This window comes from Prevotella sp. S7-1-8 (assembly GCF_000758925.1).
Lineage (GTDB): Bacteria > Bacteroidota > Bacteroidia > Bacteroidales > Bacteroidaceae > Prevotella.
The window spans coordinates 81262-96454 of the sequence record NZ_JRNC01000009.1; the positions used below are offsets into that span (position 1 = coordinate 81262).

The 15193-nt window shown below is 50.9% G+C and carries 16 protein-coding genes; 3 read left to right on the forward strand and 13 right to left on the reverse strand.

Annotated elements, in window-relative coordinates; translation table 11 throughout:
• Nucleotide 1 precedes the first annotated feature (1 nt).
• Together nqrE and nqrF are read left to right on the forward strand one after the other, a co-directional pair.
• Complete coding sequence (gene nqrE, locus HMPREF1640_RS01355; RefSeq protein WP_036891707.1) at nucleotides 2-610, forward strand: NADH:ubiquinone reductase (Na(+)-transporting) subunit E; 609 nt, start codon at nucleotides 2-4, stop codon at nucleotides 608-610.
• A gap of 9 nt (nucleotides 611-619) precedes the next feature.
• Complete coding sequence (gene nqrF, locus HMPREF1640_RS01360; protein WP_036891709.1) at nucleotides 620-1891, forward strand: NADH:ubiquinone reductase (Na(+)-transporting) subunit F; 1272 nt, start codon at nucleotides 620-622, stop codon at nucleotides 1889-1891.
• Between the two features lie 302 nt (nucleotides 1892-2193).
• Here nqrF and HMPREF1640_RS01370 read toward each other — a convergent pair whose 3' ends face one another.
• The 13 genes from HMPREF1640_RS01370 to HMPREF1640_RS01430 form a co-directional block, all read right to left on the reverse strand.
• Complete coding sequence (locus HMPREF1640_RS01370) at nucleotides 2194-2322, reverse strand: hypothetical protein (RefSeq protein WP_036891714.1); 129 nt, start codon at nucleotides 2320-2322, stop codon at nucleotides 2194-2196.
• Nucleotides 2322-3848, reverse strand: a complete 1527-nt coding sequence (locus HMPREF1640_RS01375) for a DUF4270 domain-containing protein (RefSeq protein ID WP_036891716.1) — start codon at nucleotides 3846-3848, stop codon at nucleotides 2322-2324. Before HMPREF1640_RS01375 ends, HMPREF1640_RS01370 begins: the two co-directional genes overlap by 1 nt.
• A gap of 53 nt (nucleotides 3849-3901) precedes the next feature.
• Nucleotides 3902-4708 carry a glycogen/starch synthase gene (locus HMPREF1640_RS01380; RefSeq protein ID WP_036891718.1) on the reverse strand — a complete coding sequence of 269 codons (807 nt, stop codon included), beginning with the start codon at nucleotides 4706-4708 and terminating at the stop codon, nucleotides 3902-3904.
• A gap of 218 nt (nucleotides 4709-4926) precedes the next feature.
• Nucleotides 4927-5364 (reverse strand): biotin/lipoyl-containing protein, encoded by a 438-nt coding sequence (locus tag HMPREF1640_RS01385; protein ID WP_036891719.1) that lies wholly within the window; start codon nucleotides 5362-5364, stop codon nucleotides 4927-4929.
• 6 nt (nucleotides 5365-5370) lie between these two features.
• The gene (locus tag HMPREF1640_RS13445; RefSeq protein ID WP_165815045.1) at nucleotides 5371-5520 is read right to left on the reverse strand and encodes a hypothetical protein; all 150 of its coding nucleotides are present in this window, start codon (nucleotides 5518-5520) and stop codon (nucleotides 5371-5373) included.
• A gap of 36 nt (nucleotides 5521-5556) precedes the next feature.
• A complete protein-coding gene (locus tag HMPREF1640_RS01390) occupies nucleotides 5557-7122 on the reverse strand; it encodes an acyl-CoA carboxylase subunit beta (protein WP_036891721.1) in 1566 nt (521 codons plus the stop codon).
• A gap of 379 nt (nucleotides 7123-7501) precedes the next feature.
• Nucleotides 7502-8419, reverse strand: coding sequence for an RluA family pseudouridine synthase (locus HMPREF1640_RS01400; RefSeq protein WP_052051655.1), 918 nt, complete (start codon nucleotides 8417-8419; stop codon nucleotides 7502-7504).
• A gap of 17 nt (nucleotides 8420-8436) precedes the next feature.
• Complete coding sequence (locus HMPREF1640_RS01405) at nucleotides 8437-9636, reverse strand: hypothetical protein (RefSeq protein WP_036891728.1); 1200 nt, start codon at nucleotides 9634-9636, stop codon at nucleotides 8437-8439.
• The gene (locus HMPREF1640_RS01410) at nucleotides 9633-10277 is read right to left on the reverse strand and encodes an ATP-binding cassette domain-containing protein (protein WP_036891730.1); all 645 of its coding nucleotides are present in this window, start codon (nucleotides 10275-10277) and stop codon (nucleotides 9633-9635) included. Before HMPREF1640_RS01410 ends, HMPREF1640_RS01405 begins: the two co-directional genes overlap by 4 nt.
• Nucleotides 10278-10281: 4 nt before the next feature.
• Nucleotides 10282-11610, reverse strand: a complete 1329-nt coding sequence (locus HMPREF1640_RS01415) for a DUF4836 family protein (RefSeq protein ID WP_036891731.1) — start codon at nucleotides 11608-11610, stop codon at nucleotides 10282-10284.
• Nucleotides 11610-12332 (reverse strand): 16S rRNA (uracil(1498)-N(3))-methyltransferase, encoded by a 723-nt coding sequence (locus HMPREF1640_RS01420; RefSeq protein WP_036891732.1) that lies wholly within the window; start codon nucleotides 12330-12332, stop codon nucleotides 11610-11612. Before HMPREF1640_RS01420 ends, HMPREF1640_RS01415 begins: the two co-directional genes overlap by 1 nt.
• Nucleotides 12329-12928, reverse strand: coding sequence for a DUF151 domain-containing protein (locus HMPREF1640_RS01425; RefSeq protein WP_197051466.1), 600 nt, complete (start codon nucleotides 12926-12928; stop codon nucleotides 12329-12331). Before HMPREF1640_RS01425 ends, HMPREF1640_RS01420 begins: the two co-directional genes overlap by 4 nt.
• 128 nt (nucleotides 12929-13056) lie before the next feature.
• Nucleotides 13057-14307, reverse strand: coding sequence for an MFS transporter (locus HMPREF1640_RS01430; RefSeq protein WP_036891733.1), 1251 nt, complete (start codon nucleotides 14305-14307; stop codon nucleotides 13057-13059).
• Between the two features lie 429 nt (nucleotides 14308-14736).
• Here HMPREF1640_RS01430 and HMPREF1640_RS01435 point away from each other — a divergent pair, with 429 nt between their 5' ends.
• Nucleotides 14737-15138 carry a M20/M25/M40 family metallo-hydrolase gene (locus tag HMPREF1640_RS01435; protein ID WP_231565812.1) on the forward strand — a complete coding sequence of 134 codons (402 nt, stop codon included), beginning with the start codon at nucleotides 14737-14739 and terminating at the stop codon, nucleotides 15136-15138.
• Nucleotides 15139-15193: the final 55 nt, after the last annotated feature.

Below are 15193 nucleotides of genomic sequence, written 5' to 3' on the forward strand. Positions count from 1 at the left end.
TATGGAACATCTCATTAATTTATTCTTCAGGTCCATCTTCGTGGACAACATGATATTCGCGTTTTTTCTTGGCATGTGCTCTTTCCTCGCCGTATCCAAGAACGTCAAGACGTCTTTCGGATTGGGCTTGGCCGTTACTTTCGTGCTGGTGGTGACCGTTCCCGTGGACTATCTCTTACAGACCAAAGTGCTCGATCCCATGGGGCTTTCGTATTTGAGTTTCATCCTTTTCATAGCCGTCATAGCTGGCATAGTGCAAATCGTGGAGATGGTGGTGGAACGATACTCGCCGTCACTCTACAACTCATTGGGAATATTCCTGCCGCTGATCGCCGTGAACTGCGCCGTCATGGGCGCCTCACTGTTCATGCAGCAACGCATTAACATGGACCCGGCCAACTCGCAATACATAGGCTCCGTATGGGACGCCACTATCTACGCCCTTGGCTCCGGGCTGGGCTGGTTGCTGTCTATCGTGCTGATGGGGGCCATCAGGGAGAAAATGGAATACAGCGACGTGCCCAAGCCATTGAGGGGATTGGGTATCACATTTATTACGGTGGGACTCATGGCCATGGCCATGATGTGCTTCTCGGGACTCAAAATTTAGTTTTAAGACATGAATACGAGCTTTATATTAGGTAGCGTGGGGGTTTTCTTGGTGGTGATACTCCTGCTTGTCATTATCCTGCTGATAGCCAAGAAATATCTCAGTCCAAGCGGAAAGGTGACCATTACCATCAACGACGACAAGGTTTTGGAGGTGCCACAAGGCGACAGCGTGATGACAACGCTCAACGCCAACGGCATATTTCTGCCATCAGCATGTGGCGGCAAGGCCAGTTGCGGACAATGCAAATGCCAAATATTGGAGGGTGGCGGCGAAATTCTCGACTCGGAGAAGCCTCACTTCACGCGCAAGCAAATCAAGGAAAACTGGCGGTTGGGATGCCAAGCCAAGGTGAAAGGCGACTTGAAAATAAAGATAGACAAGGCTATTCTCGGCGCCAAGGAATGGGAATGCGAGGTCATCTCAAACAAAAACGTGTCTTCGTTCATCAAAGAATTCAAAGTGGCGCTCCCCCCCGGAGAGCACATGGACTTCATCCCAGGGTCTTACGCGCAAATCAAGATTCCGGCTTACAAATGCATAGACTATGACAAGGACTTCGACAAAGACCTTATTGGCGAGGAATACATAGGGGCTTGGAAAAAATTTAACCTGCTCTCATTAAAAGCGTCCAATCCCGAGCCTACCGTGCGCGCCTACTCCATGGCCAACTATCCAGCCGAGGGAAACATCATAACGCTGACCGTCAGGATAGCGTCCACACCGTTCTTGCCACGTCCGCAGATAGGTTTTCAAAATGTACCCACGGGCATTGGCTCGTCTTATATATTCAGCCTGAAACCGGGAGACAAAGTGATGATGAGCGGACCGTTTGGTGATTTCCACCCACATTTCAACTCCAAGAGAGAGATGATATGGATTGGCGGCGGCGCTGGCATGGCGCCATTGCGCTCGCAAATCATGCACATGACCAAGACGCTGCACACCACGGACAGGGAGATGCACTTCTTCTATGGCGCGCGCGCATTGGTGGAGGCATTCTTCTTGGAGGATTTCTGGGAGCTGGAAAGGGAGTTCCCCAATTTCCACTTCCACCTGTCGCTTGACCGCCCGGACCCGAAAGCTGACGAGGCCGGCGTGAAATATTACGCCGGATTTGCCGTGAACTGCGTGCGCGACACCTACTTGAAAGACCATGAGGCTCCCGAGGACTGTGAGTATTACCTCTGTGGGCCACCCATGCTCATCAACACGGTGACAACTTACTTAGACTCTTTGGGCGTGGAAAAAGAGAGTATCATGTTTGACAACTTCGGATAAGCGAAACACAATATCCACATTTTATCATGAAACAAGCCCGGCTCGCGGCCTCCATGGCGCGCGGTCGGGCTTGTTCCACAAGGTTATGACAAACGCGCAAGCGTGGGGCATCGCCACGCGTGGGGCGTTGGCAGGACGGCCAAAGTAAATTCTTTTACGCGCGCCCATTTCACGACAAGCCATCTCACAAACCTTTTCGACGAAAAACACGGGCACGGGGAAATGGCGCCCTGCCACACCGGGATAACGAGAAGCTCCCGAAACGCCTCATGCAAAGAGGAGTTTCGGGAGCTTCAAGCATGTCATAGACTTTCATCGGCCGGCCTCTCAAGCTCGCGCTTTACCTTGGGCATGCGCTTCTTGTTTCTTAGCCACGCGGCCTTGCGCGCCTCATAGTCTTGCCGGCGTTTCTCAAGGAAATTGTCTGCCATCACTTTATCCTGCTATAAATGACATCAACCTTGATAGGGCTGTCATGGCTGGTTCCCTTGACCAATCTCGTACTTGTCAACGACATGTCATTGCTCACCTTGGTAATAACGGTCTGTGTCTTGTTGTCATAGGCCGACGTGGTGGTCGTGGTGGACAATGAGACAGGAACGAGAGCCACCTTGTTCCAATTGGCCGACCTGTCCTTGGAATGATACATCGCCGAGATCAGGCTCGCGATGTTATGGAAAGTGTAACCATTGTTGGCGGAAACTCCACCTCCCACGTTCTTATACGAAGCTAAATAGGTGACCTTGTTGTCGTGCAACGTGTTTTTCTCGAAAAAAGAGCGTAGGGCATTGACAGGCACCATCAGCACGTTTTGGGGTATAGCGAAATCGTATTTTGACCCAACCTTGTTGTTCATACGAGACACTACAACCTTGGCGGAAACGATGGAATCTTGCTCATGGCCTTTCATAATCTCCTCAACAGGCAGCGTAAGTTCCGTGAAAATGCCTGACGGCGATTTGAGATACGTGCAACTTTGGTCCGCGACCAATTCGTCGATGGTGGCCTTGTCGTTTGTGATCGTTGTCGCTTGCAGCACCTCCTCGGTACCCCAAAATATCGTCACGCGGTTGTAGACAGTATCCTTGTAGTGCGTAACGGCGTTGCCATTCGTTTTTACGACGTATGGCTTTTTTGTCATATACTTATAGTAAACATTGAGTTGAGACGACGTGACCGTAGCCATATTGCCCAATCCACTCTTTATCTTGAAGAAGAAACCGGGAACCACATGATTCCTGAAAGTGTAGGAGTTTTTGAAATATTCGGGGTGATCGTAATAGCTTTGCAGCACATAAGAGCCATAGTTGTTAAACCTCTTGCCATCCTTGGATGTGTAAGCCCCATTGAGCGACACGGTGATAAAGGGCAGGTATGCGTTAGAGTCGCGTTTGGATTGGGGAATATTGTAGTCGGTTAAATTGTACACTTTATCTTGCCGAATACCGTCCTTTCGAACAAATCCCTCTTTAATCGGGTCGAAATCACTATAGTAAAGTCGGTTCTCGTTCATCGTTTTCCCCATCTCGTAGGCCGTGAGCTTCATGCTTTGTCTCTTGTCGCCATAGTAATTGTCGTATATCAGCCTAATCTCGCACGAGTCCACCTTGACAGTTCCTTTCTTCCCCAGCACCTCTTTGCCGTTGGCGTCATAGGTGACAAGGCTGTCTATCGGAGGTATCGCGTTGTTGTTGATATAATTGAATTGCGTCATGAAGTCGCCCGTGATATAGGCGCCGGTTTCCGGATCGCGAACCTTGCCCAAATATCCCGTTACGTTACGGGAAAGAACGGAGCCAGCCTTTACCGAGTTACTTGCAATATCAAACGATGCCGTCTCTATCGAAACGCCCTTGTTTCCCTCTATCAAAGAAGAACCGATACTGTCCGTAGAATCGTCGCAAGCCGCGAAAAAAGCACACGCAAGCGCGATTCCCACTATAAACTTCGTGTTCATGTATGTGAAGTGTATTGAATTGTTATACTTGTAAATAAGGTATAAAGGCTATCTTACAAGAGTTTGTCGTAGAATGCGTTGTAGGCCGACGCGTAGTCTTCTCCTGGATACTCCAAGAATGGCAGTTTCTTATCCTTGGCATAATTCATAAGATTGAGATTTACGTCTTGGCCAGCCTCTATGACGGCGTCACTGTAATCGATCGCCATTTTGCCCAATTCCATGAAATCAAATTTTTCCGAGTAAGGTTCAAGCAGGTCTGGTTTAACATCCCTAAATTCCACACAGCGTTTGAAATTATCGCCCAATGAGGTTTTAAGCTGATTGTGAAAGAGCGAGGTGACCACCTTGGTGTTTGCAAAAGAAGGGTCCTCATGGTATGCCTTTTTGATATAAAGTGGCACCACGGCGGCCATCCAGCCTTGGCATTGGACGATGTCCGGCGTCCACCTCAACTTCTTGACCGTTTCCAGCACGCCACGCGCGAAAAAGATGGCGCGCTCCCCATTGTCGGGATATTCGGCGCCGGACTCATCCTCCGTCATGGCTTGACGCCTGATGAAATAATCTTCATTGTCAATAAAATATACTTGAAGTCGAGAAACAGGGATGCTTGCCACTTTGATGATCAATGGGTGATCGGTGTCATCAATGATAAGATTCATGCCAGAAAGCCGGATTACTTCGTGCAATTGTCCGCGACGCTCATTAATCGATCCCCATTTGGGCATAAACGTACGAATTTCCAATCCCCTTTCTTGCATCCTCTCAGGCAGCTCCTTTCCCATTATCGACAATTCAGACTCTGGAACGTATGGAGTGATCTCCTGATTGATGAACAAAACCCTTTTTTTAGCCATTGTGCATTTATCCTAAGTTAATATACTGTTTGCAAAGGTACGAAATATAATTGAAGAAACACTTGATTTTGCATGATTTCATACTAAACCGAGCGTTTTGCCCTTCTGCGCAACGCCGAAAAAAGGCTTGGGCGCAGGCCTGGCAAATATTGTCCAGACCTTCCGCCCAAGCCTTGTCTTGGTTTCCGCGATAGCTTCGGAAATTGTCGGCTACGCGATTATTCCACAACGACAAGCGCGTCGTCTTCCATCACGCTCTGCCCCACTTTCACACAAATGGCGGTGACCTTGCCGTCTTTTTCCGATTCGATGTTATTTGCCATCTTCATGGCCTCAAGCACCAGCAGCGCGTCGCCCGCGTGAACCTCGTCGCCCACGTTAACGTTGATGGCGGTTATGGTGCCTGGCAAAGGCGCTTTCACGGCGTTGGCCGTGTCAACATTTGCCGTAGATCCGGTGTTGGCGTCCGCATCGGAATCCTCCGCCACGGGTTTGCCCAATTCGACCTTTTTCTTTTCGGGCTCGGCGGGTTTTTCAATTCCCACCTCATAAGCCTCGCCATTGACCGTCACATTGGCCAAGCAGGTCTCTTCGTTAATGTCACCAATCTCGACCGCGTATTCCTTTCCGTCGATAGTATATTTAAATGCTTTCATATTCTTTTATGGTTTTGAGGTGAATGATAGAAATTTGGCGTTCCACATCGTCTGCTTTGGCTTGATGGTAATGACGCCGGGCTCCCTGTCATGCACGTTGTTTCCCTGATACTCATAGAGTGCCATGGCTATGGCAGCATAGATATTTTTATCCATAATCATTGTTTCTTTATGATGGTGTTTCCACGTTTGTCACATAGGCATGCAACCATGCTTCTTGTTAGGAAGCCCCTGTCGCTTGCTGGCCAACTGCGCCAAAGCGCGGCATATGCGGAAACGCGTGTTGCGAGGCTCTATCACGTCGTCTATATAGCCAAACTGGGCCGCTTGGTACGGATTGGCAAAAGTCTCCGTGTATTCGTCCTCTTTTTCCGCAAGAAAAGCTTTCACGTCACCACCTTCTTCCTTAATTTTCTTGGCTTCCTTGCCATTCAGCACCGCCACGGCGCCAGAGGCGCCCATCACGGCAATCTCTGCCGTTGGCCAAGCGAAATTCAAGTCGGCGCGGAGCTGCTTACACCCCATCACTATGTGCGAGCCACCATAGCTCTTGCGCAGGTTGATGGTGACCTTGGGAACAGTGGCCTCACCGTAAGCGAAAAGCAATTGGGCGCCGTGAAGGATCACAGCGTTGTATTCCTGTCCCGTCCCAGGCAAGAAACCGGGCACGTCAACAAGGCTCACGATGGGGATGTTAAAGGCATCGCAAAAACGCACGAAGCGAGCGCCTTTCCTACTTGCGTTCACGTCAAGCACACCCGCGTAAGCCGAAGGCTGGTTAGCCACAATACCCACACTTTGGCCATTAAAACGAGCGAAGCCCGTAATGATATTCTTGGCGAACTTGGGCTGTACCTCGAAAAACTCGCCATTGTCCGTCAAAGCCGTTATCACCTTGTACATGTCATACGCCTTGTTGGGGTCGTCTGGCAAAATATCGTTGAGCAAGTCTTCCTTGCGGTCTATGGGATCGGTGCACTCTACACGCGGAGCCTCTTCCATGTTGTTGGACGGAATATAGCTCAACAGCATCTTGAGCATTTCCATGGCCTCCTCCTCGGTCTTGGCCGTGAAGCTCGTCACGCCACTCTTGGTGGCGTGCACGCTGGCACCGCCGAGGTGCTCGGAGTCTATTTCTTCGCCCGTTACGGTTTTCACCACTTTCGGGCCAGTGAGAAACATGTAGCTGGTACCCTCCAACATCATGACAAAATCGGTGAGCGCCGGTGAGTAAACCGCGCCGCCGGCACATGGACCGAGAATGGCGCTAATCTGCGGAATGACACCCGAGGCCAATATATTGCGCTCGAATATCTCGCCATATCCAGCCAAAGCGGATATTCCCTCTTGTATTCGCGCTCCGCCGGAGTCGTTCATGCAGATCATGGGCGCGCCGTTTTGCATAGCCATGTCCATCACCTTGCAAATTTTCTGCGCCATCGTCTCAGACAGCGAGCCGCCATTGACCGTAAAGTCTTGCGCGTACAGATAGACCAACCGACCATCAATGGTGGCAGAACCGGTCACGACACCATCGCCGAGAAACTGCTTCTTCTCCATGCCAAAGTTGTGACAGCGATGAAGCTTGAACATGTCATACTCCTCAAAACTTCCTTTATCCACGAGCATCTCAATGCGCTCGCGGGCTGTATATTTGCCACGTGCATGCTGTTTCTCGATGGCTTTCTCGCCACCACCGAGACGAGCTTTCTCGCGTTTGGCTACAAGCTCTTTAATTTTTTCAGTTTGCTTACTCATAATATGTCTTGTTGTTGCTTTAATTACAGATAGATTGCAAAAGTACGAATAAAATTCGACATACCTTGTTTTGTGATTTAAAATAATGTTATTACACGCCATACCACGCCACACACCCATCCGAATTCACATTTTTTAGCAGCGCCCGAATGGCCATGGCAGGCTTTACAGACAACGTTTCTTGCCATGCCAACAGGCACGCATCGGCGCTCCTAATTAAAAAAAGTGAGGTAGATGTATGCCATGACAGCCACGACCAGCAAGATAACAATCGCGCGTACAAGGCAGCTCGATATTTTCTTAATGATGATGAGCCCCACCACGATGGCCACCAAGACAAACACGTAATATGAAAAATTAGAATGGATAAGGCTAAAAATTATTGTTTGAACAATTGCTTGAACACTTGTGGAATCTTTGTTTCAAACTCCATGGGCTTGTGCGTCACGGGATGATAGAAGCATAACACATAGGCATGCAGGCACAACCGTTTGACAGGGTCGTCACCATTGCCATATTTTATATCGCCACACACCGGATGTCCCATGTCTGCCGCATGGACGCGTATTTGATTTTTCCGGCCTGTTTCCAACTTGAACTCCACAAGCGAGTGCCATGGAGAGCGGTCGAGCGTGTAAAAATGGGTTACGGCATATTTGCCGCCATTGTCCACGTCACTACTGTAGGTGACGTAGGCGCGGTTGTCTTTCAACCAGTTGGCAATGGTGCCTTGATCGTCTTCCATCACTCCAGACAACACCGCCACGTAGCGACGGTCATACACGTTGTTGTGCCAGTCGGACTCAAGCGTCAACGCAGTGCGCTTGTCTTTGGCATAAATCATCAGTCCGCTGGTGTCTCGGTCAAGGCGATGCACCACATGCGCCCGACAATGCTGCTTGGTATGGTCAAAATACTCATCAAGCACGCTTTTCACATTCAGCGTGCCATGACCAGCCGCCATGGACAGTATGCCGACATTTTTTTCAACCACCACCAAGTAATCGTCCTCGTAAACCATCTTCACATAGCGACTTTTCAACGTCAAATTACGCTTGGTCTTGCTCACGCTCACTTTCATGCCCGGTTTCAAGGGATAGTCAAATTGGGTCACTACCTTTCTGTTCACCTTTACACCTTGCCCTTGCAACGTGGCCTTAACTTTTGAACGACTCTCGCCCAAGTGTGCCAGCAGCCAATCTAACAGTGGCGCTTCTTCTTCCACCGTGTAATAGTCAAAACGCCCCTGCGACTCTATTGCCGTTTGTCGCGTGTTGCTTTTCTGTTTTTTGCTCATACCGTTACGTTTCCCTTCTATTCCTTACGTTTCCAGATGGACACTATCTTGCGACGTATGGCCACCATGTTGAACATGCTTACCACGCCAAAAAGCGACAACCCCAACAACATCGCGGGCATCAAGGAGCCTCCGTCGGCATCAGGGAAGAGCGTGCCAATGATGCCCATATAGTAATGGCGCGCCACTATCACCACCACCCACGCCAACAGAAGCACCGACACATTTAGCAAAATGGTCAGCCATTGATAAGGCTTTGCCACCCTTACGGGACTGTAACCTATTAACAAAAGATTCTCCAATTTGGTTGTATTCTTCTGCACAAGCAAGTATATACTCAACATGAGTATATAGAAACTGAGTGTCGATATAACAAGCCCCACGACCATCACCGTGGCCATCATCAATCGCAACAGGTAGGTGGTTTTCTCAGCTTCGAGCTGTCCATTTTCCACCTCGTAGCCCTTTCGGTCTATATATTTGGTCACCTTTTCCGATCCTGCGTCCACCGCATCCACCACCACGCGAGTGGTTTCGGTTTGCTGTCCGGGCGCAAATCGGGCGTTGCTCCAATCCATAAAGGATTGCGGCACGAGTATGGCGCTAAGCCTGTTGGAAAAACCGATGACTCGTCCCTTGAACATCTCCTTGCGCCCATTGCCTCGCACGAAAATCCTCAAGTCTATCATACCCACGAGGCCATCGCTTATTTTGGGCAGTCTCCGGCTTTGCGCGAACCCGAAATTATACATGGCGATATAGCTTCGAGGCAATATAATGGGCACCTCCCGATCACCAGCGCTGAAATGCCAATCTTTGGAGGGCGCGTCAACAAACGCATCTGGTATGCTCTCCAAGAACAATTCGGTATTCAGCACCTCGGTTCCAGCCACGCCCATTCGTCCGTCCACCTTGTAAGCCGATGTCGTGAAGCGTCCCATTCTCTTGACAAACGGCTGTCGCTGCAGTTCTTCCATCTCGCTGTTGTCAAATGCATTGCTGCGCCCAGAGATGGTGCTGCCGGTACCGACGGCCTTGCTCAAGATGAGATAATCAGTTTTCATAAATGAGTCGGCACCCGTCAATACTGGCACGACATCGAAGTAAATCTGGCAACCTAACAGCACGATGCACATGCCCACAAGGTTGGCTACGGCAAATCCTACAAACTGAGGCACGCTAATGTGCTGCCTCAACAATTTCCAAACCAAACTCATAGCTCGAATGTTTTATCGTAGTTCAAAGGCAAATTGCGGCCAATGCTCGTCACGATGACACCAGCACCCTGCGCCGTGGTCTCCTCCATCATGATGTCGGCCATTATCCTTGCGTTGTCATCATCAAGGTGGGAGATAGGCTCGTCGGCCAGAATGAAGTCAAATGGCTGCACCAACGCCCGCATCAAAGCAACTCGCTGTTGCTGCCCGAACGACATGAGCCCTACCTTGACATCCATTTTGTCGGCTACGCCCATGCGCTCGAACCATGTGGCGATTTGTGTGGTTGTCTTGAAATGGGTCAACGCATTCTTGATCAGCACGTTCTCCATGGCAGTCAACTCGGGAAAAAGACGCAACTCCTGAAAAAGCATGCTCACGTGTTTTTGGCGCAAATCCACCCACTCGCCCACTCTCAACGTTTGGGCGTCTCGGCCATCAAAAGCCAAATGCCCACTATAGTCACGGCGATAGCCCAGTATATAACTACAAAAAGTGCTTTTCCCTTTTCCGGAGTTGGCTTCTATAAGGTATCTGGCTCCTTTCTCAAACTTAATGTCGCTCTGCCACACCTGCGAGCGCAAATCTGAGCGTAGAGCGAAAACATCGGGCAGCACCGATGACAAACTGATCGTGTTCATTGTTCTATTTCAAAGTGTAAAAGATGGTGTTGACCGTTCCAAACATGGGTTTGAGCATAGCCTTGACCGCCTCGGCCTTGTCGGCGTGCAGCGCGTTAAAATTGACAATCAGCACCATCTTCTCACCTTTTATCTTATCTCTCAACGTTTTGTCGATAGGGTTTGCCGATGGTTTCACGCTGGCCAAGGCTGCCACCTTGTTAGCGCCGCTCATGTATTGCCAATCATCGGTCACCCCAAAATAGTAGGATGTGTGGCCACCTATATAATAATAGCGGTCGCGCCCCCAGTCTCCGATATATCCACCAGCCGGCACGCTACGTTTCCAATAATCCACGTCGGCCAACCAATCAGCGTGTTTGAGCTTGGCCGCCATCGTCATACTGAAATCGTTGGTTCCAGCCGCGGGGGTTATCAAGGCCATGTCGCCATCCACGCTCTTGATGATATTGTCCATGTCTATGGCCATGTTGATACCCGAGAGCATAGCCTTCAGGCCACTGTTGTGCCGCATGAGCTGTATAAAACGCGAGCCGTCCACGTTGACAAACAGGCCATAAGCGGCGCTGTCGGCCATTGTGGCGGCATAGCGTCCCTCTATTGGACGGTACACCTCGGCGGCCTTCTTAAGTGCTTGGTTTATCTTTGGGACGAAAGAAAACGTCTCGCCGTCTATCAGCAGGTTTCCCTTCTCCACCCTCATCTCGGCGGCTATCATCACTTGCGAATCGTCTGCGTCGCGTGGCGCGCCCAAGGTGAATGGTGTCACCAACTGCTCGGGCAACGCGTCGGCACTGCACACCAAGGACATAGGCGCCTTGATAGAGTCCAATTTGGCAAACATCGGCGTACCCACGATACCGGTTTCCTCGTCCGCCGACAAATACCTTGACATCATGGTCGTCAACTTATCCTCTTCGGCGGGCAACGCCGGTCCCATGAGCAGCAACGCCTTGTCAGACCTGCCGGCTATCCAATGGCTCGGCAGTGCCGTGAAGTCGAAATCTTTTTTGCGAGCTAACGCTTGACCTATCTTGCCGAGCGTCGTGTCCAAACGGTCTCGGTTTGTCACCTTGGCGCACAATCCCAAATTGCCTTGGGCATCCTCAAAGAAGTACACCCGCGCCGAGAGATCTATCCCGGTCTTGTCCAAATCAGACACATGCAGCAATGCCTTCAACACGAGCTGATTGCCCGTGCCACTCACTTTCACGGGGTCTATTCCCATGATAAGTTTACTCTCGGCTGGCACGGCGTTAAGATAATCAGTGTCCGAGCACGATGCAAGCGCCGCCATGAGCAGCGCCATCAAACCATAACATATTTTTTTCATCACAATCTTTTTGATAGTTGAGCCATCGTCACGGCCATCAGTCCAGCCGTCTCGGTGCGCAACCTGCTGTTGCCAAGCGTCACGCTCTCATAGCCATGGGCCATGGCCAGCCTCACCTCGTCCAAAGAAAAATCGCCCTCTGGCCCCACGAGCACCGTCACCTCGTCATGCGGTGGCATAGCGCGCAACGTGTCATAGAGGTCCACCTTGGGCACCTCCTCATAGCAATGGCAGATAAATTTGCGACCGGCGCGTGGGGTCTGCACAAAATGTGCAAACGGCGTGAGACTGGTCAATGTGGGTTTCCACCCTTGCCTGCTCTGCTTAGTGGCGGCTATCACAATCCTGTCAAGCCGATCAACGCGAGCGGCCTTGCGCTCCGAGAAACGGCAGAGCAGCAGCGTGGCCTCGTCAAAACCGACCTCGGTGGCTTTCTCCAAAAGCCATTCCATGCGCTCCATCATCTTGGTGGGGGCTATGGCCAAATGTATACGTCCTTGCCATCTTTTCTGTTGCGGCAGCGCGCGCACAATGCGATAGAAGCAATGCTTGGCAGAGGCGAGTGTCAGCTCCGCGTCATAAAAGGTGCCCTGCCCATCCATCAGGTATAGTTCGTCGCCTGCCTGCAACCGCAACACACGCACCGCATGCTTGGCTTCCTCCTCGGGCAACTCGTCACCGCTTGCCGCTTGGGGCACATAAAAAAAACGCGTTTCTTTCATTCCTTGCCATTTTGGGCCTCGACGCTGCCAACATCACCGCGCGATACCTTCTTGCGCCGGTTCATTTCGTCTCTGAGATCCGACGCCATCTCATAGTTCTCGTTCTTAATGGCCTTGTCCAACGCACTTTGCAACATCTCGTCGCTTATGGTATTTACGGGTAGCGACACACCGCTCGCGCCATCGTCGTAGACGGTACTTTGGCGCATAAACAGTTCCTCCGCCATCATCACGGGTATGTCACCACGTGTCACAAACGACAACAACACACCATCAGCAGCCATGATAGGCACTTCATCGAGAGTGTCTTCATTGCTCAACACGGCCTGATACTTGCCCTTACGCAGGCGATCTATGTGTACTTCCAAACGCAATTCGGTCTGCCATTGCACCACGTTGGTCAACACCTCGGGCAACAGCTTGTCCACCATGGGCGTGCGCTTTATACGCATGGCAAACGCTTGCAACGTACGCTCGTCACACGGCAAGACCACCTGTCGCATCTCGGCAGAGTCGGTAAGCACCAACAATCCTATGTTTTTGGCGCCTACTATCTCCGATACGCTCTTGAATATGAGTCTTACTCTTTTTATCATCAAATATTTCCTTCGATTATTTTGAGAGATAAGGGGGGCAAGAAGCGCGCGCAAGGGTGATGGGGGCGCTCGCGCGGCCACATGTCATTTTTGTTGCCATTTCGCCCATGCCCACGCTACTCCTATTTCTATTTTTGCGCATTCACGCCACTTTTAGGCCTGAAAATGATGGCAAAAGCCACGCCCACCACCAAAGCGTACGCCGCGAAGGTGTACCAACAGTTTTGCCACGTCGTCACGCCGTCCACAGTGTTGGCGTTAACCACGGCTTGCGCAGCAAACGACCCTATGGTGGCTCCCAACCCGTTGGTCATTAGCATGAACAGGCCTTGGGCCGACGAGCGCAGGTGCGGGTCAGTGGAACGGTCCACGAACAGCGAGCCGGAAATATTGAAAAAGTCGAAAGCCACACCGTATATTATCATCGACGCCACGAACATCCATACGCCCGACCCTGGGTTGCCGGTACCCAGCAGGCCAAAACGCAGCACCCATGCGAACATGGCGATAAGCATGACGTTCTTGATGCCATAACGTTTCATAAAGAAAGGTATCATCAAGATGCAAAGCGTCTCGCTCACTTGCGATATGGAATAGAGTATCACCGAGTGCTTCACGCCAAAGGTCTCGGCATATTCAGGTATCTTCGCGAAACTCTCTATGAACGGCGTGGCAAAGCCATTGGTGATTTGCAAGCTCACGCCCAAGAGCATGGAAAAGATGAAAAAGATAGCCATGTGCCGGTCTTTGAACAAGCTGAACGCGCGCAATCCCAAAGCGTCGACCACGGATTTGCGCTCGTCACCACACGACACGGGACAGGCAGGCAGCGTGAACGAGTACAAGAAGAGAGCCAAGCTCAACACACCGCTCGTGACAAATTGCAACTCATCGGTCTTGAAACCCATGATATCGACAAACCACATCGTGCAGATGAAACCCACGGTGCCCAGCACCCGAATGGGCGGAAAATCTTTCACGGTGTCAAGCCCGGCTCGAGTCAGGGCGTTATAGGCCACCGAGTTGGTCAGGGCAAGCGTTGGCATGTAGAACGCCACGCTCAAGGAGTAAAGCCCAAACAACGCGCCGAACTGTGCCCCTTGGCCCTGCGCGTGGCCGTACCAAGCCGTCATGAGCATGAACGCGCCGGCCAAGAGGTGACAATAGCCCAACAACCGCTGGGCCGGCACCCACCGGTCGGCTATGATACCCATCAAAGCAGGCATAAAGATAGACACGATACCTTGCATGGCAAAAAACGCTCCGATATGCGAAGCCATGCCGATATTGCTCAGATAGATGCCCATGCACGTGAGATAGGCACCCCAAACGGCAAACTCCAAAAAGTTCATCAGCGCCAAGCGCACTTTCAAATTCATATCAATTCGATTTTATGACGGGAAGCTCCCTACAGGCGTCCCTCTCCTTGGTTTTTCAATTGCAAAGATAATACTTTTCTCCATAAAAAAACATTTTTGTACATTTTTACGACAGAAATATAGGCGGCTCTCTCATTTCAAGGCATAACAACGCCACATTCCCAAGCGATCTTGTCTGCCGTTGGCTTATTGGCTGTCATCGTGACATGGCAATGGGGATTGGGAGGGAAAAGCCTTTTAAATACAGGCTCCGTATGGCAGTCTTGCCAACTTTTCAATTTTTTGAGGAAATATGTAAACGAGCAAAGGAGCGTGGCTCATCACGCAGCCAGCCGCCCTTACGCTTTGATTTAAAAGATACATGCCGCGTTTCACGCCGCCGCCATCTGTCTTAGCCAATGACGATAATAAAACATACCCAACGAGGCCGTGCTCAAGCTCTCCATGCGCAACATGCAGACAGACGCGCGCAAGGCGGCGTTGCGGCGCATAAGAGAGATTACGGGCGCCCAAGCCGAATGCTTCGGGTGCGAGTACGACATCAAGGAGGGACAACCGGGCGCCGTGTTGGTGAACACACGAGAAGAAACCCAATTCGCCGCCAACGTGGCCCGCCAACGATTTGGCGAAGACAGCGTGGTGTACCCATGCAAACCCATGATGAGCAGCGAAGACTTCGCGTTCATGTTACAGCACAAACCGGGCAGCTACGTGATGATTGGCAACGGAGACACGCCCATGGTGCACAATCCGGCATATATTTTCGACCAAGACATCCTGGCCATGGGAGCGTCGCTCTGGGTGGCACTCTGTGAGGAATACTTGAAATAACAACTTTAACTTATTCAAGACACATACTACGATAACACTTGCCACCCTACAGCAA

Coding starts and splice junctions, on each gene's coding strand:
- HMPREF1640_RS13445 (WP_165815045.1), bottom strand. CDS start 5,520: ATGGATAAAAATATCTATGCTGCCATAGCCATGGCACTCTATGAGTAT.
- HMPREF1640_RS01400 (WP_052051655.1), bottom strand. CDS start 8,419: ATGAGCAAAAAACAGAAAAGCAACACGCGACAAACGGCAATAGAGTCG.
- HMPREF1640_RS01370 (WP_036891714.1), bottom strand. CDS start 2,322: ATGGCAGACAATTTCCTTGAGAAACGCCGGCAAGACTATGAGGCGCGC.
- nqrE (WP_036891707.1), top strand. CDS start 2: ATGGAACATCTCATTAATTTATTCTTCAGGTCCATCTTCGTGGACAAC.
- HMPREF1640_RS01385 (WP_036891719.1), bottom strand. CDS start 5,364: ATGAAAGCATTTAAATATACTATCGACGGAAAGGAATACGCGGTCGAG.
- HMPREF1640_RS01375 (WP_036891716.1), bottom strand. CDS start 3,848: ATGAACACGAAGTTTATAGTGGGAATCGCGCTTGCGTGTGCTTTTTTC.
- HMPREF1640_RS01390 (WP_036891721.1), bottom strand. CDS start 7,122: ATGAGTAAGCAAACTGAAAAAATTAAAGAGCTTGTAGCCAAACGCGAG.
- HMPREF1640_RS01425 (WP_197051466.1), bottom strand. CDS start 12,928: ATGATAAAAAGAGTAAGACTCATATTCAAGAGCGTATCGGAGATAGTA.
- HMPREF1640_RS01415 (WP_036891731.1), bottom strand. CDS start 11,610: ATGAAAAAAATATGTTATGGTTTGATGGCGCTGCTCATGGCGGCGCTT.
- nqrF (WP_036891709.1), top strand. CDS start 620: ATGAATACGAGCTTTATATTAGGTAGCGTGGGGGTTTTCTTGGTGGTG.
- HMPREF1640_RS01405 (WP_036891728.1), bottom strand. CDS start 9,636: ATGAGTTTGGTTTGGAAATTGTTGAGGCAGCACATTAGCGTGCCTCAG.
- HMPREF1640_RS01420 (WP_036891732.1), bottom strand. CDS start 12,332: ATGAAAGAAACGCGTTTTTTTTATGTGCCCCAAGCGGCAAGCGGTGAC.
- HMPREF1640_RS01410 (WP_036891730.1), bottom strand. CDS start 10,277: ATGAACACGATCAGTTTGTCATCGGTGCTGCCCGATGTTTTCGCTCTA.
- HMPREF1640_RS01380 (WP_036891718.1), bottom strand. CDS start 4,708: ATGGCTAAAAAAAGGGTTTTGTTCATCAATCAGGAGATCACTCCATAC.
- HMPREF1640_RS01430 (WP_036891733.1), bottom strand. CDS start 14,307: ATGAATTTGAAAGTGCGCTTGGCGCTGATGAACTTTTTGGAGTTTGCC.